This window comes from Arthrobacter sp. NPDC089319 (assembly GCF_040684925.1).
Lineage (GTDB): Bacteria > Actinomycetota > Actinomycetes > Actinomycetales > Micrococcaceae > Crystallibacter.
Genome location: NZ_JBFBGZ010000003.1, coordinates 199,416 through 223,138, shown reverse-complemented (window position 1 = coordinate 223,138; position 23,723 = coordinate 199,416). Strand labels below are relative to the sequence as shown.

General features: G+C 67.0%; 22 protein-coding genes. 6 read left to right on the top strand and 16 right to left on the bottom strand.

What is annotated here, in order from left to right; genetic code table 11:
• The first annotated feature begins 61 nt into the window (after positions 1-61).
• The 3 genes from AB0N75_RS06170 to AB0N75_RS06160 all read left to right on the top strand — a co-directional run bounded on the left by AB0N75_RS06170 (position 62) and on the right by AB0N75_RS06160 (position 2,134).
• Positions 62-823: a DUF1353 domain-containing protein gene (locus tag AB0N75_RS06170; protein WP_364646651.1), complete on the top strand. Its 762-nt coding sequence runs from the start codon at positions 62-64 to the stop codon at positions 821-823.
• A gap of 113 nt (positions 824-936) precedes the next feature.
• The gene (locus AB0N75_RS06165) at positions 937-1,458 is read left to right on the top strand and encodes a MarR family transcriptional regulator (protein WP_364646648.1); all 522 of its coding nucleotides are present in this window, start codon (positions 937-939) and stop codon (positions 1,456-1,458) included.
• Positions 1,439-2,134: a hypothetical protein gene (locus tag AB0N75_RS06160; protein ID WP_364646645.1), complete on the top strand. Its 696-nt coding sequence runs from the start codon at positions 1,439-1,441 to the stop codon at positions 2,132-2,134. Before AB0N75_RS06165 ends, AB0N75_RS06160 begins: the two co-directional genes overlap by 20 nt.
• Positions 2,135-2,239: 105 nt before the next feature.
• On the opposite strand, the gene AB0N75_RS06155 is transcribed toward AB0N75_RS06160, so the two are convergent.
• From AB0N75_RS06155 to AB0N75_RS06140, 4 genes are all read right to left on the bottom strand, one after another.
• On the bottom strand, positions 2,240-3,145 hold the full coding sequence (locus tag AB0N75_RS06155; protein WP_364646642.1) for a macrolide 2'-phosphotransferase: 906 nt from the start codon (positions 3,143-3,145) through the stop codon (positions 2,240-2,242).
• A 133-nt stretch (positions 3,146-3,278) separates the two neighbouring features.
• Positions 3,279-4,820: an APC family permease gene (locus AB0N75_RS06150; RefSeq protein ID WP_364646639.1), complete on the bottom strand. Its 1,542-nt coding sequence runs from the start codon at positions 4,818-4,820 to the stop codon at positions 3,279-3,281.
• A 2-nt stretch (positions 4,821-4,822) separates the two neighbouring features.
• Entirely contained in the window at positions 4,823-5,746 is a 924-nt protein-coding gene (locus AB0N75_RS06145; protein WP_364646636.1) for a universal stress protein, read from the bottom strand.
• Positions 5,747-5,750: 4 nt separating this feature from the next.
• Entirely contained in the window at positions 5,751-7,148 is a 1,398-nt protein-coding gene (locus AB0N75_RS06140) for an NAD(P)/FAD-dependent oxidoreductase (protein ID WP_364646633.1), read from the bottom strand.
• A gap of 183 nt (positions 7,149-7,331) precedes the next feature.
• Here AB0N75_RS06140 and AB0N75_RS06135 point away from each other — a divergent pair, with 183 nt between their 5' ends.
• Positions 7,332-8,033 (top strand): TetR/AcrR family transcriptional regulator C-terminal domain-containing protein, encoded by a 702-nt coding sequence (locus AB0N75_RS06135; RefSeq protein WP_364646630.1) that lies wholly within the window; start codon positions 7,332-7,334, stop codon positions 8,031-8,033.
• 103 nt (positions 8,034-8,136) lie between these two features.
• On the opposite strand, the gene galK is transcribed toward AB0N75_RS06135, so the two are convergent.
• The 10 genes from galK to AB0N75_RS06085 form a co-directional block, all read right to left on the bottom strand.
• The gene (gene galK, locus AB0N75_RS06130) at positions 8,137-9,312 is read right to left on the bottom strand and encodes a galactokinase (RefSeq protein ID WP_364646627.1); all 1,176 of its coding nucleotides are present in this window, start codon (positions 9,310-9,312) and stop codon (positions 8,137-8,139) included.
• A complete protein-coding gene (galT, locus tag AB0N75_RS06125; RefSeq protein WP_364646624.1) occupies positions 9,309-10,484 on the bottom strand; it encodes a galactose-1-phosphate uridylyltransferase in 1,176 nt (391 codons plus the stop codon). Before galT ends, galK begins: the two co-directional genes overlap by 4 nt.
• Positions 10,481-11,269 (bottom strand): DeoR/GlpR family DNA-binding transcription regulator, encoded by a 789-nt coding sequence (locus tag AB0N75_RS06120; RefSeq protein WP_364646621.1) that lies wholly within the window; start codon positions 11,267-11,269, stop codon positions 10,481-10,483. The genes galT and AB0N75_RS06120 overlap by 4 nt, the downstream gene beginning before the upstream one ends.
• Positions 11,270-11,413: 144 nt before the next feature.
• The gene (locus tag AB0N75_RS06115) at positions 11,414-12,292 is read right to left on the bottom strand and encodes a hydroxymethylglutaryl-CoA lyase (protein ID WP_364646615.1); all 879 of its coding nucleotides are present in this window, start codon (positions 12,290-12,292) and stop codon (positions 11,414-11,416) included.
• On the bottom strand, positions 12,289-13,548 hold the full coding sequence (locus tag AB0N75_RS06110) for a CaiB/BaiF CoA-transferase family protein (protein WP_364646612.1): 1,260 nt from the start codon (positions 13,546-13,548) through the stop codon (positions 12,289-12,291). Before AB0N75_RS06110 ends, AB0N75_RS06115 begins: the two co-directional genes overlap by 4 nt.
• A 49-nt stretch (positions 13,549-13,597) precedes the next feature.
• Entirely contained in the window at positions 13,598-14,605 is a 1,008-nt protein-coding gene (locus AB0N75_RS06105) for an NAD(P)-dependent oxidoreductase (RefSeq protein ID WP_364646609.1), read from the bottom strand.
• A 133-nt stretch (positions 14,606-14,738) separates the two neighbouring features.
• Positions 14,739-15,809 (bottom strand): isocitrate/isopropylmalate dehydrogenase family protein, encoded by a 1,071-nt coding sequence (locus AB0N75_RS06100; RefSeq protein ID WP_364646606.1) that lies wholly within the window; start codon positions 15,807-15,809, stop codon positions 14,739-14,741.
• 169 nt (positions 15,810-15,978) lie between these two features.
• Positions 15,979-17,703, bottom strand: a complete 1,725-nt coding sequence (locus AB0N75_RS06095) for a tripartite tricarboxylate transporter permease (RefSeq protein ID WP_364646603.1) — start codon at positions 17,701-17,703, stop codon at positions 15,979-15,981.
• Positions 17,704-17,705: 2 nt separating this feature from the next.
• Positions 17,706-18,209, bottom strand: coding sequence for a tripartite tricarboxylate transporter TctB family protein (locus AB0N75_RS06090; protein ID WP_364646601.1), 504 nt, complete (start codon positions 18,207-18,209; stop codon positions 17,706-17,708).
• Between the two features lie 2 nt (positions 18,210-18,211).
• Positions 18,212-19,201: a tripartite tricarboxylate transporter substrate-binding protein gene (locus AB0N75_RS06085; protein WP_364646598.1), complete on the bottom strand. Its 990-nt coding sequence runs from the start codon at positions 19,199-19,201 to the stop codon at positions 18,212-18,214.
• Positions 19,202-19,275: 74 nt separating this feature from the next.
• On the opposite strand from AB0N75_RS06085, the gene AB0N75_RS06080 reads away from it, so the two are divergent.
• On the top strand, positions 19,276-19,923 hold the full coding sequence (locus tag AB0N75_RS06080) for a helix-turn-helix domain-containing protein (protein ID WP_364646595.1): 648 nt from the start codon (positions 19,276-19,278) through the stop codon (positions 19,921-19,923).
• Positions 19,924-19,979: 56 nt separating this feature from the next.
• Here AB0N75_RS06080 and AB0N75_RS06075 read toward each other — a convergent pair whose 3' ends face one another.
• Together AB0N75_RS06075 and AB0N75_RS06070 are read right to left on the bottom strand one after the other, a co-directional pair.
• Entirely contained in the window at positions 19,980-20,354 is a 375-nt protein-coding gene (locus tag AB0N75_RS06075) for a TraR/DksA C4-type zinc finger protein (protein ID WP_364646592.1), read from the bottom strand.
• A 117-nt stretch (positions 20,355-20,471) separates the two neighbouring features.
• The gene (locus AB0N75_RS06070; protein ID WP_364646589.1) at positions 20,472-21,983 is read right to left on the bottom strand and encodes a SulP family inorganic anion transporter; all 1,512 of its coding nucleotides are present in this window, start codon (positions 21,981-21,983) and stop codon (positions 20,472-20,474) included.
• 123 nt (positions 21,984-22,106) lie between these two features.
• Here AB0N75_RS06070 and AB0N75_RS06065 point away from each other — a divergent pair, with 123 nt between their 5' ends.
• Complete coding sequence (locus AB0N75_RS06065; RefSeq protein ID WP_364646586.1) at positions 22,107-23,681, top strand: FAD-dependent monooxygenase; 1,575 nt, start codon at positions 22,107-22,109, stop codon at positions 23,679-23,681.
• Positions 23,682-23,723 lie beyond the last annotated feature (42 nt).

Sequence of the window (23,723 nt, the reverse complement as noted above, 5' to 3'; positions counted from 1 at the left end):
GGCGCGGCGTTACCCCATGTTGCCCATAGGAAACGTCTGCCCCGAATGTCACACTGACCGCATGCCGTTTTACCAGGACGCCGCCGCCACCGAACCCCTAACGGCCATCCATCTGGTGCAGCGCACCAAGAGGTGCTTCCAGTTGGTGCAGCCGATCTACTACCGGGCGGATCCGGCTTCCGCCGTCATCCGGATTGCAGCGCACGATCTCTCCGCCGGGCTCAAGAACAACTCCACGGACTTGGCGTCAGTGCCCACCTGGATGTGGGGGCTGATCGCCAGCTACGGACGGCAGACTGCGCCGGCCCTGCTGCATGACCAGCGCATGGCAACGTGCGCCGAACTACCGCCCAACGAGGCGCTGCGGCGCCGCCGGGGCTATGACGAGGAATTCCGCCGCGCGCTGCTGGACACCGGAGTCGCCGCGTTGCGAGCCCGGCTGATGTGGGCGGGCGTATCGGTGCAGGCCTATCTGGAACATTCCCGGGGCCGGGGGCTACTGCTGGCGGTCTCCATCGGCGTGGCGGCGCTCGCGCTCATCGCCGGCATCTGGCTGGCCGCCGCGGGCGCCGGCCAGCTGCCGTTGGCAGGAGCCGTGCTGTTGACCGCCGTACTGAGCCTGGCGTGGACCCGGGACTGGCCGGTGGTCGCCGTCCTGGTTCCGGCCTTCGCCCTGTTCTCCCCCGTGTTCGCGGCAGCCGCGGCCGGCTCACTGCTGCTGTGGCTCTGCGAAAGCGGCTGGTGGGCCGTCAGCAAACCCTTCACCCAGCACCCCGGCCCGCCACCCGTCATCGGCCCCTTGACCAGCACCCCTCACCCATGATTCAGGTCACAATCTTTGGCCCAATCATGCCGAAAGCGGCCCTCCGGAACACCCTCGAAAGCCGGCAGTTGGTTTGATTGGCACAACCAAACGGAATCGACTATGATTGAGGCATGCCCCCCAACCCCCGCAAGCAGCCCGATTCGGGCGTCATGATCCGTGACGCCGTGGCTCAGGTGGTGCGCTGGGCCTCCCATGCCGACACGCGGAAACAGCTGTTTGATCCGCGCGAAGCCGGGCTGACGCCGACCGACGTCGCCCTGCTGGAGTACATCGACGACAAGGGCCCGGTCCGCGTTTCGGAGCTGGCCACGCAGCAAGGGGTGGACAAGTCCACCATGACTCCGCAGGTCCGCCGCCTTGAGGACAAGGGGCTGGTGGACAAGCAGTCGGATCCGGACGACGGCCGGGCCACCCTGCTGACGGCCTCCACGGCCGGCCGGCGGATGCACCGGAACATCGGCAAGGCCGGTGCGGCAGTCGTCGATGAGATTCTGGCGGATTGGACCGACGAGGACCGCGAAGCCTTTGCCCAACTCTTTACCCGTTTCGCCGAACAGCTCATGCGCGGTGAACCTTCACAACGAACCGACTCGGAAAGGAACACGACAGGCGATGTCATCAAAGGCTCTTGAGCAGGGTGGCAAACACGATCTGCTTTCGCTTTCTTCACGGCTGTCCGCCACCCGGCAGATGCTGGTCAGGAAAGTACGTACCGCCGGTCTGCTGTTCCCCTTGCTGACCCTGGCAGGCACCGCGGTGTTCTGGTCCATCGTCTGGCTGCTGGACACCACACCGGTCCATGCACTCTCCCCGGTCAACGCGCTGCTGCGGATCTACGGCACGGGCATCGCGGTGATAGCCACCATGCTCATCGTCGGCGCGTCCCTTTGGCTGATTGCCAAGCGGCTGGGCTACGCGGACAGGTTCACCGGTGCCCTTTTCGAGCATTCCGATGACATCGGCCCCGTTCCGTCCACCGCCGGCAGCCTGCTCCAGAGTGCCGCTGCCCCGGCCCCGGTGGCCGACTACATTTTTGCGGCGCTGCCCGCTGCTCCGGCCCGACTCCCCCTGGAGGCGGCCCCGAACGACGACGCCGCGCGGCCGGCTTTCACCGCCACCGCACCGGCCCCGCAGGCCACGTTTACTCCCGCTGCCGATACGGAACCGGACCTTCAGGCAAGCACTGCGATCGAAGGGGAAGCCCTCCTCGCCGAGCCGCAGGCACCGGAAGACAGCGGCCAGGATACTCCGGCCCGGCCGCTCACCAAGGCCAATCCACTCAAGAAAACCAAGGGCCGCAAGAAGTAGCAGCCCCTTAGACCAATGACCGGCGCCAGCGAACGGGCGCCGGTCATTTTCTTGCCCTCTCACGCGGGCTAGGCCCCCCCCCGCCCGGGCCTTCTGCGCGCGGGATCAGGCGCTGGACGGATCCAGTTGGGCGGCCGCCACGGACTGGTGATCGGGGTGGCCCGTTTGCAGGGCATACATGCCGTAGACCACCGGGCCGGCGGCAACCAGTTCCGCGCAGTGCTCTCCGAGCCGCGGCGGCACGCGGCCGCCCTCGTCCCGAAAGGCCCGCACGGTCAGATCGAACGCCAGGGGCGTGGACATCATGTGGTGGAGGCTGAAATCAGCCGCCGGATCGCCCACCCTGGCCGTGGTCCAATCCAGCACTGACCGGATTTCGTTTTCCTCGTCCAGCAGCAAATGGGCGGGGTAGAGCTCTCCGTGTACGAATGCGGTGAAGTCCGGCCAGTAGCTGTCGTCGCCGAGCCAGGCCGTCCAGCGCTCCATCAGCTCATCGGCAATCCGGAACTCGGCGCTGACCGCGGCCAGATTGCTGCGCCATTCTGCGCGCAGCTCCGCAGGGGTCAGCACCGGGACGCCCTTGGCCCGAGCTTCATCAGCACCGATCCGCTGCAATTGGGCGATCAGACGCCCCAGCGAGGCACAGTAAGCCGGCGACTCGCGGTCGAAGTGCCAGACCGGCTCGCCGTCTTCCACCGTGAGGCCCAGTTCGCCGGGCAGTTCGGGATAGGCGATCAGGGAGCGGTTCCGGATCCGCCAGTCGGGGACCGCGGCGGAGATCTTGTTCTTGACCAGCTCCAGGATTTTCGCTTCATCCGAGATCTTGGCCGAGACGTCGGGCCGCCGCGGAATCCGCAGCACCCACCGTCTGCCGTCCTTGGCCGTCGCGAAGGCCACCAGGTAGTCCAGTCCAGCCTCATTGAACCGCACGGATTTTGGCTGGATCGTCATCCCGTTCTGGGAAGCAAGATCGGCCACGTAGTCCGGCGTGAATTCGTCCGCAGTAATCATGGGCACCTTCCTCGCACCTTGGTGCAACTGTAGCCACGAAGGCAACCGGGAGCCATGGATAACGCGTCCAAGAGTACGACGGAGGCGCCCCACCCCACCCGGGGATGCGACACCGCCGTCGGCGGCCCTGGCCTCAGTGGCGGTCCGCCAGGTCGTCCGCCGCGACACCCTTGCGCAGGGTCGCGCCGCGGAAGAACTCCGGGTTGCGCCGATACATCAGCACCATCAGCACTGCGCCCAGCAGGATCACGCCGCAGCCGAGCACAAACACCAGGCCCACTCCCCCGATGGAGGAGCCGGAGCCGTAGGAAGGGTCCAACGAGTCGACCGCTGTCTGCACGAACATCACCAGCAGGATGATTCCGCCCAGCAGCGGAGCCAGGAACTTCAGGCCAAAGTTCCGCAGCGAGGAGAAAGCCTCGGCCCGGAAATACCAGACGCAGGCCAGCGCGGTGACGCCGTAGTAGAAGCAGATCATCATGCCCAACGCGGTGATGGTGTCCCACAGTGCGTTCTCGGACAGCACCCGGGTCACCGTGTAGAACCCGCCGGCCGCGATCGCGGCGGCCACGGTGGCGTAGCTGGGCGACTTGAAGCGCGGACTGATCTTCCCGTAGCCGGCCGGCAGCGCCTTGTAGTGTCCCATGGCCAGCATGGTCCGGGCCGGGGAGACGAAGGTGGACTGCAGCGAGGCCGCAGAACTGCTCAGCACAGCCAGCGACATCAGGATGGCGAACGGTCCCATGACCGGCCCGGCCAGCGCGGCGAAGATGCTTTCCTGGTTGTCCGGGTTGCCTGCGCCGAGCCCCTCCGCGCCCACGCCGGCATAGGCCAGCACCGCCAGGGCCACGGTCATGTAGATGACGACGATGACCAGGATGGTGGCCGTGGCCGCCCTGCCCGGAGTCTTCTCCGGGTTCTTGGTCTCCTCGTTCATGGTCAGGGTGACGTCCCAGCCCCAGAAGATGAAGATGGAGAGCGAAATTCCGGCGGCGAAGGCAGAGAAGGACTCCACACCGAACGGGTTGAACCAGTCGGCCGAGATTTGCAGCGCGTCGAATGCCGTACCGCCGGCCACATGGCCAAAGGCGGCCACCGCAAACCAGACCAACACCACCAGCTGGAACGCCACCAGCACATACTGGAAGGTCTTGGTGGTCTCCATGCCCCGGTACGAGATCCAGCAGGCCAGCCCGATGAACACCCAGGTGGTGGCGATGTTCAGCGGGAGGTTGTTGGTCAGGTCGGCGAGCGCTTCGTTGCCGGTGACCTGGGCGAGCATCAGGTAGAAGAAATCCACCGCCACCGCCGCCAGGTTGGACAGCACGATCACGGTGGCGGCGATCAGCCCCCAGCCGCCCATCCAGCCCACCCACGGGCCGAAGGCGCGGGTGGCCCAGGTGAACGACGTGCCGGAGTCGGGCATGGCATTGTTCAGTTCCCGGTAGCCCAGCGCAACCAGCAGCATCGGGATGAAGCCCACCAGGAAGATCGCCGGCAGGTGCACGCCCACTTCGGCGATGGTGGGGCCGAGCGCCCCGGTCAGCGTGTAGGCCGGGGCGATGCAGGAAACGCCGATGACGACGGCGCCCAGCAGGCCGACCGATCCCGACTTCAATCCCTTGCGGCTCAATCCGCCGGGGGTCTTTCCGGCCTTTTCAATGGTGCTGGTCATGGTCATGCCTCCTTGCGGCCGTCGCCGTTGGAAAGAACCGGGGCATCGGACAGCCCGGGGTTGTCATCAGCTAGTGGCACGCTCCGGTAGCCGCGAGGCACCACCACCATGGGCACCGGCAGGGCGCGCAGCACCTTGCCAGCGGTCGCGCCGAGGAACAGGCGGCTCTGGGGCGCCAGCCGGCTGGAACCGATCAGCATTACTTCCCCGTCGTCCCACTCCAGCGCATCGATGGCGTCCTCGATCGAAGGGCCTTGCGCAACGTGGGCCGTGACCTGCCCGGCCAGCACGCTTTCGGCAAGGGCCAGCCGCTCCTTCACGTGGGTTTCGGCGCGCGACGCCGCGTCCGGGTCGGACGAATCGAGCGCCACCAGCGACAGCAAGCGCAGTTCCAGTCCGCGCAACCGGGCCGCATCCAGGGCAACGTGCAGCACATCCTCGGCGCCGGCCCGGTTGCCTACCCCCAGCGTGATCCGGGTGGCCGGCTCGGTGCGGCGGTAGCCCCTGGGTGCCAGGGCCACCGGCACCGTCGAGGCATGCAGCAGGCCGCTGGCCACGGTCCCCACGCTGAAGCGGCGGAACACACTGTTGCGTCCGGTGCCGATTACGATCAGTGCGGCGCCGAATTCCTCGGCAGCGGCAATCAGGCCTTCGGCGTTCGATTCGGCCGGGCGCACATGGGCGCGGGCCGTCACGTCGTCGGGAACCAGGTTCAGTCCCTCGGCCAGCCAGTCCCGGATCTGGTCGGAGAGAATCGCGTCGTATCCGGATTCCGGCCGCGGGTAGGCAGCCGAGTACGGCGAGGACTCCGGCAGCACCATGACCAGGTCCAGGCTGGCGCCCTGCCGGCGCGCCAAGGCCGTGGCCAGGTTGACCGCTTCGCGTCCGCTGTCGGTGGCCGTGTAGGCAACAACGTACCGGCGCACGCCCCTAGCCCTGCCGTCCGGCCGCACCGGCCAGCTCGCCGCGGGACGCTGCACCTTCCGCAAGGACGCGGGCGGCAGTCGCCCGGCCCATCCGCACGGCGCCGTCCACGTGCTGGTAGCCCGCGCCGGCCAGGTCGGAGCAGGACCAGAAAATCGGCCCCACCGGCGCCAGCTGGTCCTTGCCGTACCGGGACAGCCCGCCCAGGTCGTAGCTGGCGGCGTAGGCGCCGCGGGTCCACTCCTCGGAGCCCCAATCGGACTCGTAGTACACCACCGGGTCCAGTGCCGCAGGGCCCAGGTAGTCGGCGATGGCGGAGAGGATCGCGGCCTTGCGCTCCGCGGCGCTGAGCTCGAACATGGCGTCGGCCTTTTCATCGCTCACAAAACCGACCAGGGTGCCGCGGGAATCTCCGTGGTTGGTGTTGTCGTAGACCTCCTGCACTACCGCCCCGGCGCCGAAGCAGGTGCCGGAGAGGCCATCGGCCCGCCAGAACGGGGTCTCATAGACGGCGTGGACCTTGATCACCAAGCCCAGCGACTGGTGCTGGTGCATCTGGTGCTGCCGGCGCGGCAGCGGCGGCTCGAAGGAGACCCGCGAATAGAGGTTCGGCGGCACGGCCATGACGGCATACCGCGCTTCCACGGTAACGCCGTCCGCGACAGCGGTCACGCCGTCGTCGTTCCAGCGCAGCGTGCGCACCGGAGCGTCCAGCAGGACGTCCTCGCCCAGCTCGGCGGCCATCCGGACGGACACCTCCTGCATGCCGCCCAGTACGCGCTTGTCCAGGATGAAGTCGTCGTCCACCAGGTTGCTGAACGAGCCGGCCGATGCGGCCATCAGCACCGCCTGCAGCACGGAGAATGAATGGGCGGGCTTGGTCAGCATGCCGCCGGCCACGAACAGGCCGATGTTGTTGCAGGCTTCCTCATCGGCAGACTGCCGGCGCAGCCAGTGGTGGAAGGAGATGGTGTCCAGTTCACGGGCCCGCGGATGCGCCCACGGCTCCCCGGCGCCCACCTCGGCCGCCAGCGCGTCCAGCAGGCCGATCAGCCGGTTCATTTCCGCCTCGGTGGAGTCGCTGACCGGGAACATGGCGCCGGTGTAGCGCTTGGCCTCGCCGGCGGGATCCAGATAGACGCTCTGGCCCTCGCGGTAGCGGCTGTAGGTCTCCAGGCCCAGCTCCTCAAGCAGCTCCAGCAGGGCCGTCTGGTCCGGCGACACCCATTGGCCGCCGATCTCGAGCATGGCGCCATCCACCACATCGGTCCAGGTGCGGCCACCCACCCGGCCTCGTGCCTCCAGCACCGCCACGGACAGGCCGGCCCGCTTCAGATCGCGCGCCGCGGTCAGTCCGGACGGTCCGGCGCCGATGACCACTACATCCCGCTTCAACTTGCTCACTGTTATTCAACTCCCGTTCGTCCTGCTGCGGACCGCGGCTTAAATTCCCGGCCCGCTTAAATGAACTGCATTCATTTAAGACAACTGTAACCGGCGCCACATGATTTTGAAAAGCGGTGCGTAGGATGGTTACACGGGTTGTACCGCCGCAGCCCCGAGCGGACAAAGAAGAAGGAGATTGTCGTGACAGCACGCCTCGCGCCCGACGATGCCCCTGCCCCTACCTCGAACGGCCACCGGCCAGCCGGCCGCCCCACAGAGAAGCTGCTGTCCAAGGAACTGATGACGACGGCGGCGCTCGGCTTGATCGAGGCGCGCGGCTACGAGGCACTCACCATGTCCGGCCTGGCCCGTAGCCTGGGCGTTGCCCCGTCGGCGCTGTACAACCATGTGGCCTCCAAGCACGACGTCCTGCTGCTGCTCCAGGACCACCTGATGGCCCGCGTGGACGTGGCTGCTTTCTCCGAACTTCCGTGGCCGGACGCAGTGCGCCGCTGGGCCTGGTCCTACCGCGACGTCTTCACCCATCACGCGCCGCTGATTCCGGTCATTGCGGTGCTGCCCGTCACCGGCGCTCCGCACACGCTGGCCATGTATGAGGCCGTCGCCGCCGGCTTCCTGCAGGCGGGCTGGCCGGAGCCGCAGGTGGTGCCCGCGATCGTGGCTCTGGAGTCCTTCATTTTCGGCTCGGCGTTCGATGTGACCGCGCCCGCCGACATCTTCGAATCCGGCGGGCTGGCTGCGGCGAACCCGGTCTTTACCTCCGCGGTGAGGGCGCAGGGTACCGGCACTGCCGGGTCCGCGGCGGACGCCGCGTTCCAGCTGGGGCTGGAGGCCCTGATCGCCGGCCTACAGGCACAGCTCAAAGCCGCCCAGTCCGCCTGACCCGGCGCCGCCCCTGCCACCCTCCCATCGAGGAGTCAGATAACGCCCTTTTCAGGCCTGAAAAGGGCGTTATCCGAATAGTCGATGTGGGCGGAGCGTCGGCTTAGAGCAGCCGTCGGGCGCCGTCGGCCGGCTGCACGGTGAACAGCTCCGGTTGCCGGAACCCGCGCGAAGCGAAAGCCCTCAGGACCGCATCCCGCACCGCGTCCACCTCGCCCGCCGGGACCAGGGCGATGGCCGATCCACCGAATCCCCCGCCGGTCATCCGGGCACCCAGGGCGCCGCCGTCCCGGGCGGCCTCCACGGCCAGGTCCAGTTCCGGGCAGGAGATCTCGAAGTCGTCGCGCATCGAAACGTGGCTGACGTCGAGCAACCGGCCGATCGCCGCGGGCCCCTCGGCGCGCAGCGCTTCCACGGTCTCCACCACGCGTTGGTTCTCGGTCACGATGTGCCGGGCGCGGCGGAAGGTCTCATCGTCGAGCAGCCGCTGGGCTTCGGGCAGCCGGTCTGGCGGCACGTCGCGCAGAAGCGGAACACCCAGGGCTTCCGCTGCCCTGGCGCAGGAGTCGCGGCGGCTGGCATAGTCGCCGGTGGCGTGGGCGTGCGAGACCTTGGTGTCCATGACCAGGCAGACCAGACCGGCGGCGGCCAGGTCCAGCGGCACCAGTTGCACCTCTTCGCTGCGGCAGTCCAGGAAGACGGCGGACCCGGCGGAACCGAAGAGGGAGGCGTACTGGTCCATGATGCCGGTGGGAGCGCCGACCATTTCGTTCTCGGCCCGGCGTCCGACGGCGGCTAGTCCCCGCCCGTCCAGCGTGGCACCGGCCAGCTCGGCCAAGCCCACCGCCACGGCGCACTCCAGCGCGGCGGACGACGACAACCCCGCGCCGACCGGCACCTCGGAGTCCACCAGCAGGTCGAATCCGGGCAGCCGCACTCCGGCCTGTTCCAGCGCCCACGCCACGCCGAGCGGATAGGCGGCCCAGCCGGTCACGCTGCCCGGCCCCAGGCCATCCAAGCCCACTTCCACGGACTCGGTCCCGGACAGGGCGGAAGAAACCCGAACCGTGCGGTCGCCACGGACGGCGAGCGCCGCCGTCGTTGTTTTGTCGATGGCAAAGGGCAGCACAAAGCCGCCGTTGTAGTCGGTGTGCTCGCCGATCAGGTTTACCCGTCCGGGCCCGGCCCACACCCCGGCGGGCGCGCGGCCGAAGCGTGCGGCGAAGGCGTCGGCGGTGCGGGCAACCTGCGCGCCTTCGGCCAGGGCGCCGGCGCTCATTGCCCGCTCCAGGCGGGGACACCGGAGCCCGCCTCGCGCAGCACCGCGGCGACCTGTTCGGGCAGCGTGTCGTTGATGAAGGCACCCATCGCGGCCTCGGAGCCGGCCAAATACTTGAGCTTATCGGCCGCCCGACGCGGCGAGGTCAGCTGCAGGTGCAGGTAGCCGGATTCGCGCAGCGCCGGCTCCACGGGTGCCTGGTGCCAGGCGGCGATGTAGGGAGTGGGACTGTCGTAAAGCGCGTCGAAGCGTCCCAGCAGCCGCGGGTACAGCTCCGCCAGTTCGTCCCGCTCGGCCCCGGTGAGCCCGGCCAGGTCCGGCACCGGCCGGTGCGGCACCAGGTGCACCTCCAGCGGCCAGCGCGCGGCGAACGGCACGTAGGCGCTGAAGTACTCGCCCTCCAGCACCATCCGCGAGCCGTCGGAACGCTCCTTCGCCAGCACCGATCCGGTCAGCGTCTGCCGCCCTCCGGCGGCGGCATAGTGTTGTTGCGCGGCCGCCGCCATGACCGCCCCGCGCGGCGGCAGATAGGAATAGGCATAAATCTGTCCGTGCGGGTGGTGCAGCGTCACACCGATCTGGGCACCGCGGTTCTCGAAGCAGAATACCTGCGCCGTCCCGGGCAGCGCGCTCAGCGCCGCGGTCCGGTGCGCCCACGCGTCGATCACGGTCCGCACGCGGCGGAACTCCAGCCCGCCGAACGATCCGGTGTGCCCCGAGGTGAAGGAGACCACCTCGCAGCGCCCGGCGGCGGTGTAGGCCCGGCCCCACTCGGGGTGATCCGGCACCGCCAGCAGGTCCGGTCCGAGCGAGGGGAACCGGTTCTCGAACACGGCCACGTGGTAGTCCGCGGCCGGGATTTCGGATGCATACTCGGGCGTGCTCGGGCACAGCGGGCAGGCATCGGCCGGCGGCAGATAGGTGCGGGCCTGCCGGTGCGCGGCCAGCGCCACCCACTCCCCGGTCAGCACGTCGTACCGCAATTCCCCGGCCGGCGGCCGCCCGGGCAGGTCGCGGGTGTCCCGCGCTGCCCTCGGAATCGGCTGCGCGCCGTCGTCGAAATACAACAGTTCCCGGCCGTCCGCCAAGCGCGTGCCGGTCACCGCGGTGACCGGCTCGCCGTCGGGAACAACGACGCCGGTGCCCGCCGTGGGCGCTCCCCGTTCCGTCACGCCGGCTCCCCCGCGCCGGAGGCCACCAGCAGGTTGAAGCCGAGTCCGGCGTAGCCGGAGCGGACCTCGTCCGGGATGCCCGCGTCGGTGATCAGCGTGTCCACCGCGGCCAGCGGGACGATCGGGGCCAGGGCGCGGATGCCGAACTTGGTATGGTCGGCCAGCACCACCAGCCGGTCGGCCGACTCGGCGAGCGCGGCGTTCGTGTCCGCCTCGGCCAGGTTGGGTGTGCTCAGTCCACCCTCGGGGTGGATGCCGTGCACGCCCAGGAAGCAGATGTCCACGTGCAGCGACCGGATCGCCGCGGTGGCAACGGGGCCCACCAGCGCCTCCGACGGCGTGCGCTCGCCGCCGGTCAGGATCACCGTCGCCTCGCCGCCGGTGGAGCGCCGGGCCACGTCCGCCCCGGTCAGCGAGTTCGTGACCACCGTCAGCCCCTCCAGCCCGGCCAGCAGGCCGGCCAGGCAATACGTGGTGGTGCCGGCCGAGATGGCAATCGTGGCACCGGGCCGCAGCAGGTTCCGGGCGGCCCGGCCGATGGCCAGCTTCGCCTGCCGCTGCCTGCCCAGATTCACGCTGAACCCCGGCTCCGCCTCCTGCGTGCCGCGCAGCCTGGTGGCGCCGCCGTGGACCTTGCGCAGCACGCCCTCGCCGTCGAGCGCATCGATGTCCCGGCGCACGGTCATCTCGGAGACCTGCAGCGCGTGAGCCACTTCGGAGACGCGCACGGTTTCGCGGACGCTGAGTTCCTGCAGCAAATAGCGCCGCCGTTCCGGTGCCAACATGGACGGGCCTCCCCCAGATCGATCAAATCCGCACTTTCTCCCTCAAAGTAGCACAGAAAAGCACAACGACGCCGGTGCCCCGCCTGCGGAGGGCGGGGCACCGGCGTCGTGCAGTCCTGGGGTGAGGGTGCCGGGCGGGGCGGCCTAGGCGGTCTGCTGGATCTTGGGCGCCCTCGCCACCGCGTCGCGCGCCGCGGCCGCCGCAACGGCCAGGGCGTCCTCGTCGATGCCCGTCTGGTGTCCGGCTTCATGCATCGTCCGGACCAGTGCCTCGGTGGCGAGGTTGCCATGGGCGCCCGGCGCGAACGGGCAGCCGCCGAAACCGGCCAGTGCGGCGTCGAAGCGGGTGACGCCGATTTCCACCGCGGCGAGCGCCGTCGCGAGTGCCTGCCGGTGCGCATCGTGCAGGTGCAGCGACAACTCTGCATCCGGATGCCCCGCGCGCACGATGCCGAGTGATTCGATCACCCGGTCCGTCGGCGTGGTGCCCAGCGTGTCGGCGAGCCCGATCTCCGTCACGCCCATCGACGCAAAGCGGTCGACGACGTGCGCCAGGCGGGCCGCCGGGATCTCGCCCTCGAACGGGCAGGTGAAGGCGGTGGACACACCGGCGAGGAAATGCACGCCGGGGTGCCGGCGAACTGCTGCCTCCAGCCCGTCGAGCGCATCGTCGATGGTCTGGCCCGCGTTAGCTCGGCTGTGGGCCTCGCTTGCACTGGTGACGATTTCGACAACCGCCGTGCCTGCGGCAACAGCACGGTCGATGCCCCGGTCGTTGAGGGTGAGCGCACTGACCGTGACCCGCTCGGTCAGGCCTGTCGCGACGAGGCCGGCAAGCACCGCCTCCGCGTCCGCCATCTGCGGAACCTTCTTGGGGTTGACGAACGAGGCCACTTCTATGGCTGGCACGCGGGCCTTGACCAGGAGGCCCGCGATGCGCAGCTTCTCCTCGGTGGGGACGACGCCGTCCTCATCCTGCAACCCGTCCCGCAGGTAGACGTCGGTGATCCGGATGGTGCTCATGCGCCCAGCCCCGCCCGCGCGCCGGCCGGCTGGTGCGGCTCTTGCTCCGCAGCAACGCCGGAGATCCGTGCAACGTCCGCCGCGTCGTAGCCGGCGACCTCGGTGAGCACCTCGTGGGTGTGCTCGCCGAGCTCCGGTCCCAGCCAGCGGACGCTGCCCTCGGATCCCTCGATGATGGGCACGACTCCCGGGAAGCGCACCGGTTCAGGGTCGCCGTCAATAACGACGTCGTGTGTCTGCACCATGCCGCGCGCAAGGTAGTGGCGGTCGTCGGCGATGCTCGGCGCGTCGTACACGGGGGCGGCCGGAACTCCGGCGTCCTCGAGCGCGTCAAGTGCCTGCTCCAGGGTGCGGGAGCCCGTCCACGCCGAGATGATGCCGTTGAGCTCTTCCTCCCTGGCACTGCGGGCCTCGGTCCGGCGCAGCGACTCGTCCTCGGCAAGGTCAGTCCGGCCGACGGCCTCCATGAGCCGCGCGAAGACCGAGGCGGAGTTGCCGCCGATCACCACCTCCAGGCCGTCGCCGCATTCATAGGAGCCGGTGGGCACCACGCCGGGGAGCTTTCCGCCGGTGCGGGTGCGGACCATGCCATAGGCGTCGTAATCGGGCACAAGCGATTCGAGCAGGCTGAAGACGCCTTCGTACAGCCCGACATCAACAACCGAACGCTGGGCGATATCGCGGCCGCTTGCCCGTTCGAAGAGAAGCATCAGCGCACCGATGGCGCCGTACAGGCCGGCAACGGTGTCGCCCATGCTAGCGGCGGCGCGTCCGGCCGGACGGTCCGGCTCGCCGGTCAGGTACCGCAGCCCGGCGAACGCTTCGGCCGAGCTGCCGAAGCCTGCCCGGTCGCGGTACGGGCCGGTCTGTCCGTAGCCGGAGATGCGCACGACGATAAGATCCGGGTTGGCGGCCTTGAGCACCTCAGGTCCGATCCCCCACCGCTCAAGCGTGCCCGGCCGGAAGTTCTCGATCACCACATCGCAGTTGGCGGCGATGCGGCGGACCGCTTCCTGGCCTTCCGGAGTGCGCAGGTCCAGGGTCACCGAGCGCTTATTGCGGGCTACCGTGCGGAACATCATCGAGGTCGACCCGCGGGTCTTGCGCCAGTCGCGCAGCTCGTCGCCGCCTTCCGGCCTTTCGACCTTGATCACGTCGGCGCCGAAGTCGCCGAAGAGGCGCGCGGCGAAGGGCGCGGCGATGAAACTGCCCAGTTCGAGCACACGGATGCCCGCGAGGGGTGCTGCTTTCGTCATTGAGTCGCTCCTTCGAGAGCTGTTGTGGTGGATGTCCTGGCTCGCGTCATCAGTGCAGCGCGGCGTCCGCGAGCAGCGGGGTGTTCTCCGCTCGTTTCGCCGCCGTGACGACCCCGGTCGGGATGGCGCCGTGCAGGACCGCGTCGAAGTTCTGCCATACGGTCGCGATCCTGCGCTCGACGTTCTCCCAACCAACGCCCGCCATATGGGGCGTGCACACTACCTGCTCCAGATTCAGCAGTTCACTGGTAGGGTCCAACGGCTCCCTCTCATAGACGTCCAGTCCGGCCCCTGCGATGCGTCCTTCGCGCAGGCATTCGATGAGGGCGTCCTCATCGACCACCTCACCGCGCCCGACATTGACGAGGACGCTGCTCCGCTTCATCAGCGCTAGTTCGTCCCGCCCGATCATCTTCTGGGATTCCGAATTCAACGGAACATTCAGGCAGACGATGTCGGAGATCGCCATGAGCTCCTCCAGCTGGACGGGTCGAGCTGGGATGAGCTCGGAAACAGTCAGCGGGATCTCCGCGTTGTCATAGAAGACCACGCTGGCACCGAAGCCGTGGTGCAAGACCTTGCCGACCCAGCGCCCTATATTCCCCAGCCCGACGATGCCGACCGTTTTGCCGTACAGCTCCGAGTAGGACATCTCGTCCAGGTCGTGGCGCCATTTCCCTTCGCGCATCAACTGCATGGACGCCGGGATTCGCCGCAGCAATGTCAGCATCAACGTAATTGCATGTTCCGCGACGGAGATGGAATGGGTCTTCATCTGGGCCACCGGGACGCCCAGTTCGTTCAGGACATTCAGCGGCAGCTGTCCATAGCCGGAGCTCATGTACTGAATGAACTTCACGCTCTTCGCGGCCCGGAACACCTCTTCGGGAACATCGACGCCGGAGATGAGGAAGTCGGCATCCTCAGCTTCACGGCACATGTCCGCAACGTCCGCCCCTGCCGGCATCACGGTGACACTAAAGCCCTCCGGGGTGGAATCCACAAGGCGGTCTATATAGTCCTTCAAAGGGTTTACGAACAGAACCTTATGAGTCAATTGGTGCGCACCTTTCGTACGTCAAGAGCTGGCAACTGCGACACGAGAATCTGACTGGTCAGAGCGTGGGTGTCGGTGGAGGACGACCTTCCGGCCATAGCGGGGGCCAGATGTTCCTGGCCCCCGGTTTCAACTACGCCGGCAATGCCCGGACGACGGCGTCCACCACTTCCTGGGTCCCCGCCGTGCCGCCGAGGTCGCGTGCACGAGGGCCTGTTGCCAGTGCCGACTCGACGGCCCCTTGAATGCTTTGTGCCGCCTTGGCGCAATCGTCGTCCTCGCGGCGTTCGCCCAGCCATTCCAGCATCATTGCGGCGGACAGGATCATCGCCGTCGGATTTGCGATTCCCTGGCCCGCGATATCGGGGGCGCTTCCGTGAGATGGCTGGAATACGCCATGCGTCAGACTGACGTCGGCAGATGGGGCGACGCCGAGACCGCCGACGAGCCCAGCTGCAATCTCTGAAACGATGTCGCCGAAAATATTCTCCGTGACGACAACGTCGTACCGTTCCGGATCGGTGACCATGTACATCGATCCCGCGTCGATGTAGAACTTTGCACTGCCGATGTCATCGTTCTTCGCGGCGACCTCGTCGAATACCTTCTCCATCAGCACGTTGCTGCGCAAGGCATTGGACTTATGCAGCAGGGTCACGTGCCCGGGCGTTCCGCGCTTGCGTCGCGCACGGGCCTGGGAAAACGCAACATCGAAAAGCTTCTCGCAGGTGGCCCGGGTGATCGTCATACGATCACTCGCGCTCTCATTACTGGGCTCATGCTCATCGGCCAGCCCCGCGAACATCCCTTCGGACGTTTCGCGGATCACGAGCATGTCGACGTTCTTCGCCTTGACAGGGCTCTCCACTCCCGCAAAGAGCCGAACCGGCCGAAGGCTTGAGAAGAGTCCGTAGTGGGCCCGCATTTCAACCTGGGCACCCAATTCGAGACCCTCCGGTCCGCGCACATCGGGCAGTCCCATGGCTCCGAAGAGCACAGCATCCGCCTTGCCGATTTCATCCATATCGGCAGCGGTGATCTTCCGCCCGGTACGGCGGTATAAGTCTGCGCTGAAGTCATGGAAGGTGTAGTTGATCTTCAGCCCGTACCGGGTTTCGCATTCCTTCAGCACGCGCAGAGCGGCTTCAACGACTTCAGGTCCGATTCCGTCCCCGGGGATTACAGCAATTTCGTATTGCGTCATTGGTTTCCTGCCTTGCTAATAAAAAGCGCTTCCGCGCAGGGTGTTCGCCACGATATTGAGAGCCTCACTCAGGGCGATGCCTCCTCGTGACGTTCCCCTCTGATGGAACATAGTTACTGCTAATTGGGAGGACTAGAGGTGGTAGGCGCGCCGGCTCCCGCCGTCCCTGCTAGTCAAGGGGCTTCCGATCGGGTGCCTCATTGTCAGCCGCCAGCCCCTTCGATGCCGGCAGCAGCTCATTCCCGTCATCTTCGGCTGTCTGGCCTTCGGGCGCAGGTGGCTGCCCGTCTGGTCGGGGCGCCTCGGGCTCCTTTGCGTACCCGAAACCTGTTGGGACGTGGAGGTCCGTACCGGGATCCTTGAGTTTGTCGGTGGCCACCTGGCGCCGCGAATTCAGACCCCTGGCGAGGACGCCGCTCCGGCGGAGCAGCGGCAGCAGGAGGGGTGCAAGGATCACCAGGGCGATCAGCGCCGTCAGCGTTATGGCCAGCGGCCCGTCGATGAACGTCGCCGGATCGCCGGCAGAGATCTGGAGCGCCCGGCGCAGGCTCGACTCAAGCATCGGCGCCAGCACAAGACCAACGACGGCCGGGGCCAGCGGGAACCCGTACTTCTGCATGCCGTAGCCGACCAGACCGAACACGAACATGGTCCCCATGCTGAACAGGTCGAAGCCGAGGGCGTAGGCACCGAGCGCCACGAAGGCCAGCACGCCGCTGTAGAGCTTGGCGTCCGGGATCTTCAGCAGTTGGACGAAAGCTCCCACGAGCGGGAGGTTGAGCACCAGCAGGAGGACGTTGCCGATGTACATGCTGGCGATGATGGCCCAAATCAGGCCGGACTGTTCCGACATCAGCTGAGGTCCAGGCTGGAGCCCATACATGGTGAAGACAAAGAACAGCAGCGCCAGGGTGGGCGAGCCGGGGATGCCGAGCGTGAACAGCGGCACCAGCCCGCCGCCGACGCCGGCGTTGTTCGCAGCCTCGGGACCGGCAACGCCTTCGATCGCGCCCTTGCCGAACTCGGCTTTGTGCTTGCGGGACAAGCGCTTCTCCAGTGGATAGGAGAAGAAGGAGCCGAGAGTTCCCATGCCCGGCAGCAGGCCGACGAAGAATCCCAGGAACGTGCCGCGGAACCACGGTACCGTCGAGCGGCGCCAGTCCTCCTTGGTCATGAAGAGCTTGACCTTGCCGATTCCCGGTGTCGCCTCGGTGTGGCGGCGGGTCAGGTTCGCGAGCGCCTCAGGCACGGCGAACAACGCCATGGCGAAGATTGCGAAGTCGATGCCGCTGTTCAGTTCGAGGACGCCGAGGGTCATGCGCGGCATGCCTGCCTGGGGATCCATGCCGATCATGGCGACTGCCATGCCGAACAAAGTCGAAATTCCGGCCTTGAGCCGGGAACCACCGGTCAAGTTGGAGAGCATGATCAGGGCCAGGAGCAGCAAGAGGAAATAGACGTTTGAGCCGAATGCCACCGACACGGCAGCTAGCACCGGGGCCATCAGCATCAGCAGGATGGTCGAGATGGTACCGGCGACGAAAGAACCGATCGCGGCTGTCGCCAGCGCTGGCCCGCCTCGTCCGCGCTTTGTCATCTCGTAACCGTCGATGGTCGACATCACTGTGCCGATTTCGCCGGGAGTGCGGATGAGGATCGAGGTGATCGATCCGCCGTACATGGCGCCGTAGTAGATGCCGCACAGCAGGATGAGTCCAGTGACCGGATCGAGGCTGAACGACACCGGAATCAACAGCGCGATGGCCGTCGTCGGGCCGATGCCCGGGATGACGCCCACCATCGTGCCGATCAGCACGCCCAGGAAGGCGAACAGCAGGTTCATCGGGGAGAGTGCCGTGGCGAAGCCGTCACCGAGGTTGGCGAGGATATCCATTCCTACAGCACCCCCGACAGCAGGCCCTGCGGCAGCGGCACTCTCAGCAGGTACTCAAACATCACAAACACGATCAGGGGAAACGAGATGGCGAAAATAAGATTGCTCTTCCACTTGGTCGGCGAGAAGTACGTCGCGAGGCCCATGAGGAACGCGATCGTCGACAGCAGGTAGCCGACAGGAATAAAGGCCAGAACGTACGCCCCGAAGATTGCGATGGTGACCCACAATCGCAAGCCGCCGCTTTGGGCCGGTTCCGTCGTCCCGGCTGGATCCGCCTTGCCCTCGGCCGGGCGGAGCCGCAGGCCGCCAATGGCGACCGCGGCTCCTCCCAGGGCGAGAAGGACACCGAGAAGCGTCGGAACGATGGCCGGACCGATAACCGATGCGGATGAATTGGCCGCCGGGGTTTGCAGCGCGACGATCGTGTACGCCACACCAACAGCGGCCACGACCCCTCCAGCGATAACGTCTGCCGGATTCCGTCCGAGATTCTCAGCAGCCATGATTACTTCAGCGCGCCGACGCTCTGAAGCGCGGAAGTGAGCTGGGTGTACGAGTCCTCGAGGAATGCATCCAGTTCATCGCCGGCCAGGTAGGCCGTGCCCCACTGGTTGCGGTCCGCGATCTCTTTCCAGGAGTCCGACTGCAGAAGTTCCTGCAGCTTCGACTCCCAGTACGCGACAGCTTCTTCCGGCATATTCGGCGGGCCGTAGACCCCGCGCCAGTTGTTCAGCGTGACGTCGTATCCAAGCTCCACTGCAGTCGGGATGTCGGCCAGCGGCTCCTCAAGGCGGTCCTCGGAAAGGACCGCGAGGCCGCGGAGTTCGCCGGCTTCGATCTGCGGTCCGTACTCCGTGACGCCCGAAACGCTGGCGAGCACGTCGCCATTCATCAAGGCGGTGAGGTATTCGCCGCCGCTTTCGAAGGCAATGAAGTTGATCGAGGAGGGATCGCCGCCGGCTGCCTCGACCAGCAGGGCGAGGGGCAACTGGTCGTCGCCGTCGGCCGCAACCGGCACCGACTTCGGATCCTTAACGATGGCCTCGAGCAGGGAATCGAGATCCTTGTACTTGGAGTCCGCGGGTACCGCCACCAGGAAGTTCTCGATCAGCAACCGGGCAATGACGGTCACGTCCTTGTAGTTCACGTCGCACATGCCGCGCAGTTCCATCGACTGCAGCGGCACCGAGGTCATCGCGATTTCGTTGGAGGCATCGGCATGCTTGTTGATCATGTCGTTGAGCAGCACGCAGCCCACAGAACCGGGGCGGTTCTGCACGTTGACCTGCACGGGCACAGCGTCCTCACGCTCCATCACCTCGACCAGGGCACGGGCGGTGCCATCCCACCCCGAGCCGGGCTCGGAGCCGACGCTGAAGCTGATGGGACGGTCAGGATAGCTCTCGCCGGATGCTGCCCCTTCGGCGGAGCAACCGGTGAGGGCGACAGCGGCGACAGCAAGCAGTGCTGCGCCGGATGTCAGGAGACGCTTCATCGAGTTTCCTCTCTAGTGGGACCGGAGGAGATCCGGTCTTGCAACTCTCATATTTTGAGAGTACATTTCAATCTGTGACAACGGACACAGTAACAGGGGTCGGCGTGCTCGACAAGGCCATGTCGATAGTCGACGCGGTCGAGTTCCAGCCGATGACCGCAACCGATCTGGCCCAACTCCTCAAGATGAACCTCTCGACGACCCACCGTCTGGCGACTGCCTTGACGCAGCACGGGCTGGTCAGCCGCAGCGGGGACGGCCGCTACGGCCCGGGCGTCAGGTTCGATATGAGCAACATCGCCTGGGCTTCCCGCCCCCTGCTGACGCAGTTGCGCGACGAGACGTCAGAGACCGCCCAGCTGTGGGTGCGGCGCGGAGATTCGCGCCTCTGCCTTGAGTCAGTCGACGCCGCGCAGGAGTTGCGGGTAACACTGCCGGCGGGATGGATGCTGCCGCTCTCGGATGGTGGTTCTGCGGCGTCCGTCCTTCTTAATGAGTCCACGCGGCGCGAGGATGGCATGGACCTCGGCTGGATCGAGGCCGTGTCGCAGCGTACCGTCGGGCTGTCTTCGGTGAGCGCGCCTGTGCGGGTAGGCGACAAGGTCGTAGCAGCTGTCTGCCTGGGAGTGCCGTTGCCTCGAGTCCAGACCTCGCCTGGCCAGCAGTGGGGCGACCGCGTGGTGGCAATAGCCAACGAGCTGGCGCGGCGTCTCAGCCGCTAAATGACGTTGCCCGATTCGGTCCAGCCACGGCTGGAACATCCTGCACCGGGCATGATTCAGCCGCGGTGTTTTGCGGCGCAGCTGACGCAGTACTGCGCTTCCGGCCTGATCTCCAGCCGTTCGCGCGGAATCGGGTTGCCGCAGGACGTACACCGGCCATAAGTCCCGGCCTCCAGCCGTTCGCGGGCAGCGGCAATGTTGGCCAGCGCCTTTTCCGTGCTGACCAGCAGCGCCACCTCGCGGGCCCGCTCCAGCGTGGCCGTGGAACCTTCGGGGTCATGCTCGTCGTCGGCCGGGATGTCGCGGGTCGCCTCGGTGACTTCCGCAATGTCCACGGTGAGACGTTCTACTTGTGCCCGGTCGGACGCCTCCCGCGCATCCAGCAAGGCAGCGAAGTGCTCCACCTCGTCCTGGGTTAGCTGGTCGCTCATGCTGGCCTCCCATCCTCGCGCAGTCCGGTGGTTTCCGAACCGGAGTGCCCCTAGAATACGCCGTTGCCGCAGACCCGGCGCGGTCGGCCGGAGAAAAGGGCGGGTTACTGCGCCCGGTCAGCCGTTGAGCTTGCCGGCCATCCGCTCGCGCATCGCCACGCTGGCGGAGTTCAGCCCGATGATCTGCACGTTCTTTCCGTGCTGACGGTACTTCTCCGTGATCGCATCGAGCGCCGCCACGGTGGAGGCGTCCCATAGGTGGGAGGCGTGCATGTCGATGACCACTTGGTCCGGGTCCAGCGCATAGTTGAACTGGGTGTAGAGGTCGTTGGAGGAGGCGAAGAACAACTCGCCGTCGACCACGTAGGTGGCCGTTTCTTCACCGTTCAGCTCCAACACCGTCCGCTCCACCGTCACCAGGTGGGAGACCCGGTTGGCGAAGAGCACCGTGGCGGTCAGCACGCCGAGGCCCACGCCGATGGCCAGGTTGTTGGTCGCTACGGTGGCGATGACGGTGACCAGCATGACGGTTGTCTCACTCTTCGGCATCATCTTGAGGGTCGAGGGCTTGATGCTGTGCCAGTCGAACGTTGCCCAGCAGACGAAGATCATCACGGCCACCAGCGCGGCCATCGGGATCAGCGCCACCACGTCGCCCAGGGCCACTACCAGGATCAACAGGAACACGCCGGCCAGGAACGTGGAGATCCGGGTCCGGCTGCCCGATGCCCGGACGTTGATCATGGTCTGGCCGATCATCGCGCAGCCGCCCATGCCGCCGAAGAAGCCGGTGATGATGTTGGCCGCCCCCTGACCCCACGACTCGCGGTTCTTGGACGAACGGGTGTCGGTGATGTCGTCCACCAGCTTCGCCGTCATCAGCGATTCGAGCAGCCCCACGAAGGCCATCGCCAAGGCATACGGGAAGATCACCCCGAAGGTGTCCCAGGTCAGCGGCAGCTGCGGAAAGAACAGTGCGGGCAGGCTGTCCGGCAGTTCGCCCTTGTCCCCCACCGTCGGCACGGTGATGGATGCGAACACCGTGATCAGCGTCAGCACCACGATCGCCACCAGCGGCGCCGGCACCACCGTGGTCAATTTCGGCAGGCCAAAAACAATCACCAGTGCCAGCGCGGTCAACGGGTACACCAGCCACGGAACGCCCAGGAGTTCGGGCACCTGCGCCAGGAAAACCAGGATGGCAAGCGCGTTGACGAAGCCCACCATCACCTGCCGCGGAATGAACCGCATCAGTTTGGCCACCCCGAGCAGCGCCAGCAGCACCTGGAACACGCCCGCCAGGATCACGGCGGCCACTAGATAGTCCAGGCCGTGGCTGTCCACCAGCGGGGCGATCACCAGCGCCACCGCACCGGTGGCCGCGGAGATCATCGCGGGCCGGCCGCCCAGGAAAGCAATCGACACGGCCATGGTGAAGGAGGCAAACAACCCGATGCGCGGGTCCACGCCGGCAATGACGGAGAACGCAATGGCCTCCGGTATCAGGGCCAGCGCAACCACCAGCCCGCCGAGCACTTCGGTCTTCAGCAGCCGCGGCGATTTGAGCGCCCGGAGTACGGACTGGCGCTCCTCGGGGGTCAGCTCCGGCTGCGCTGTCGTGGTGGGCACCAGTGGGCTCCGATCTTTTTGCGGGGGACCGATCAATTCTACCGGCGGCCCTTGCCCGCTGGGCTTCCATCCCCCTGCCGCTGCCGCACCGCCAGCGGTACCCTCGGTTCAGGAGGTACCGCCATGGCAGCCGAACTGCAGACCGACGTGCTGGTCATCGGGGCCGGCCCCACCGGACTCATGCTCGCCAACTGGCTGGCCAAGCTGGACATCAAGCACATCATCGCCGACAGCAAGTCGGGCCCCACCCGGGAATCGCGGGCCTTGGGCGTGCAGGCGCGCAGCATGGAAATCTACGACCAACTGGGCCTCGCCGGGACCGTGGTGGCCGAAGGAAATCTGGCGGAGGCCATCATCATCGGATTCGGGCCCAAGCCCCGGGGTAGGATCCCGCTGGGCCGAATGGGCCGCGGCATCACGCCGTTCCCGGGCGTCATGTTCTACGAACAGAGCAAGAACGAAGAGTTGCTGCTGCGAAACCTGAAGGCACTGGGCGGCGAGGTGCTCTGGCAGTGCCGGCTGGCCGAGCTGGACCTGGTGGACGGAGGCGCGCACCCGGACTACCCCGTCCGGGCCCGGCTGACAGGCCCGGCCGGCGAGGCCTCGGTCCGTGCCCGCTACTGCGTCGGGGCGGACGGGGCTTCATCCACCGTGCGGGCCAGCCGCGGCATCGCCTTCGAAGGTTCCACCAGTCCGCACACGTTCTTCGTCTGCGACGCCACCGACGTGCACGGCCTGTCCCATGAAGAGGTCAACGTCCGCGCCGGGATCGACGAGTTCCTGCTGGGGTTCCCCATGACGGGTTCCGGCCACGAGCGGCTTATCGGTGTGGTCAGCGACGACTCGTCCGCCACGCAAGGGCCCAACAACGACGGCGGTGCGGACGTTTCGGAGGAGGCCATCCGGGAGCGTCTGGCCCAGAAGTTCAACGTCGGCTACGGCGGCTCGAATTGGTTCTCCACCTACCGCGTGCATCACCGGATCGCCGGGCAGTTCCGCGACGGCCCGGTGTTCCTCGCCGGGGACGCCGCGCACGTGCACTCCCCCGTGGGCGCGCAGGGCATGAACACCGGCCTGCAGGACGCCCACAATCTGGCCTTCAAGTTCGCCGATGTCCTGGGCGGCCGGGCCGCGGACTCCTATCTGGACCGCTACCAGGCCGAGCGGCGGCCGGTCGCGGTGCGGCTGCTGCAGACCACTGATCGGGTGTTCGGGTTCATCACGTCGACCGCGCCTTGGGCCATCGCCGCCCGAAAATGGGCGCTGCAGTTCCTCATCCCGGTTGTCACACGCATCGTGCCGCGGTCCCGGGGCGCCTCCCGCATGTTCGGCTACATATCGCAGACCCGGATCCACTACTGGATGAGCCCGGATGCGAAGGAAGCGGCCGGGGGCCGGCGCGGCAAGGTCGTGGGACGGCGGCTGCCGTACGCAGGCAGCAATTTCGATACGCTGCGCAGCCTGCAGTGGCAGGTGCACTCTTACGGTGAGCCGGGCCCCGCCGTCGTCAATCATGTGCAGTCGGCACTGGGGCTGGCCATGCACGTGCTGCCGCGCGAAGGGAACACCACACTGGATCCGGAGCAACTGTATTTGGTGCGGCCGGACGGATTTGTTGCGGCCCAGGCGGTGCCCAGTTACGCCGTGTCAACGTTCGCCCAGGCGCTGCGGCGCGGGCGCCGGTCTGCCAAAGTCTGACCCGTCGTCCCGCCGCGGACCGAACAGTTCGAAAGGAATGAA

Bases quoted from the DNA above. Each gene is read 5' to 3' on its own strand.
- AB0N75_RS06170 (WP_364646651.1), top strand. From the start codon at position 62: ATGCCGTTTTACCAGGACGCCGCCGCCACCGAACCCCTAACGGCCATC.
- AB0N75_RS06165 (WP_364646648.1), top strand. From the start codon at position 937: ATGCCCCCCAACCCCCGCAAGCAGCCCGATTCGGGCGTCATGATCCGT.
- AB0N75_RS06160 (WP_364646645.1), top strand. From the start codon at position 1,439: ATGTCATCAAAGGCTCTTGAGCAGGGTGGCAAACACGATCTGCTTTCG.
- AB0N75_RS06155 (WP_364646642.1), bottom strand. From the start codon at position 3,145: ATGATTACTGCGGACGAATTCACGCCGGACTACGTGGCCGATCTTGCT.
- AB0N75_RS06150 (WP_364646639.1), bottom strand. From the start codon at position 4,820: ATGACCAGCACCATTGAAAAGGCCGGAAAGACCCCCGGCGGATTGAGC.
- galK (WP_364646627.1), bottom strand. From the start codon at position 9,312: ATGAGCGCCGGCGCCCTGGCCGAAGGCGCGCAGGTTGCCCGCACCGCC.
- AB0N75_RS06120 (WP_364646621.1), bottom strand. From the start codon at position 11,269: ATGTTGGCACCGGAACGGCGGCGCTATTTGCTGCAGGAACTCAGCGTC.
- AB0N75_RS06115 (WP_364646615.1), bottom strand. From the start codon at position 12,292: ATGAGCACCATCCGGATCACCGACGTCTACCTGCGGGACGGGTTGCAG.
- AB0N75_RS06110 (WP_364646612.1), bottom strand. From the start codon at position 13,548: ATGACGAAAGCAGCACCCCTCGCGGGCATCCGTGTGCTCGAACTGGGC.
- AB0N75_RS06100 (WP_364646606.1), bottom strand. From the start codon at position 15,809: ATGACGCAATACGAAATTGCTGTAATCCCCGGGGACGGAATCGGACCT.
- AB0N75_RS06095 (WP_364646603.1), bottom strand. From the start codon at position 17,703: ATGGATATCCTCGCCAACCTCGGTGACGGCTTCGCCACGGCACTCTCC.
- AB0N75_RS06090 (WP_364646601.1), bottom strand. From the start codon at position 18,209: ATGGCTGCTGAGAATCTCGGACGGAATCCGGCAGACGTTATCGCTGGA.
- AB0N75_RS06085 (WP_364646598.1), bottom strand. From the start codon at position 19,201: ATGAAGCGTCTCCTGACATCCGGCGCAGCACTGCTTGCTGTCGCCGCT.
- AB0N75_RS06075 (WP_364646592.1), bottom strand. From the start codon at position 20,354: ATGAGCGACCAGCTAACCCAGGACGAGGTGGAGCACTTCGCTGCCTTG.
- AB0N75_RS06065 (WP_364646586.1), top strand. From the start codon at position 22,107: ATGGCAGCCGAACTGCAGACCGACGTGCTGGTCATCGGGGCCGGCCCC.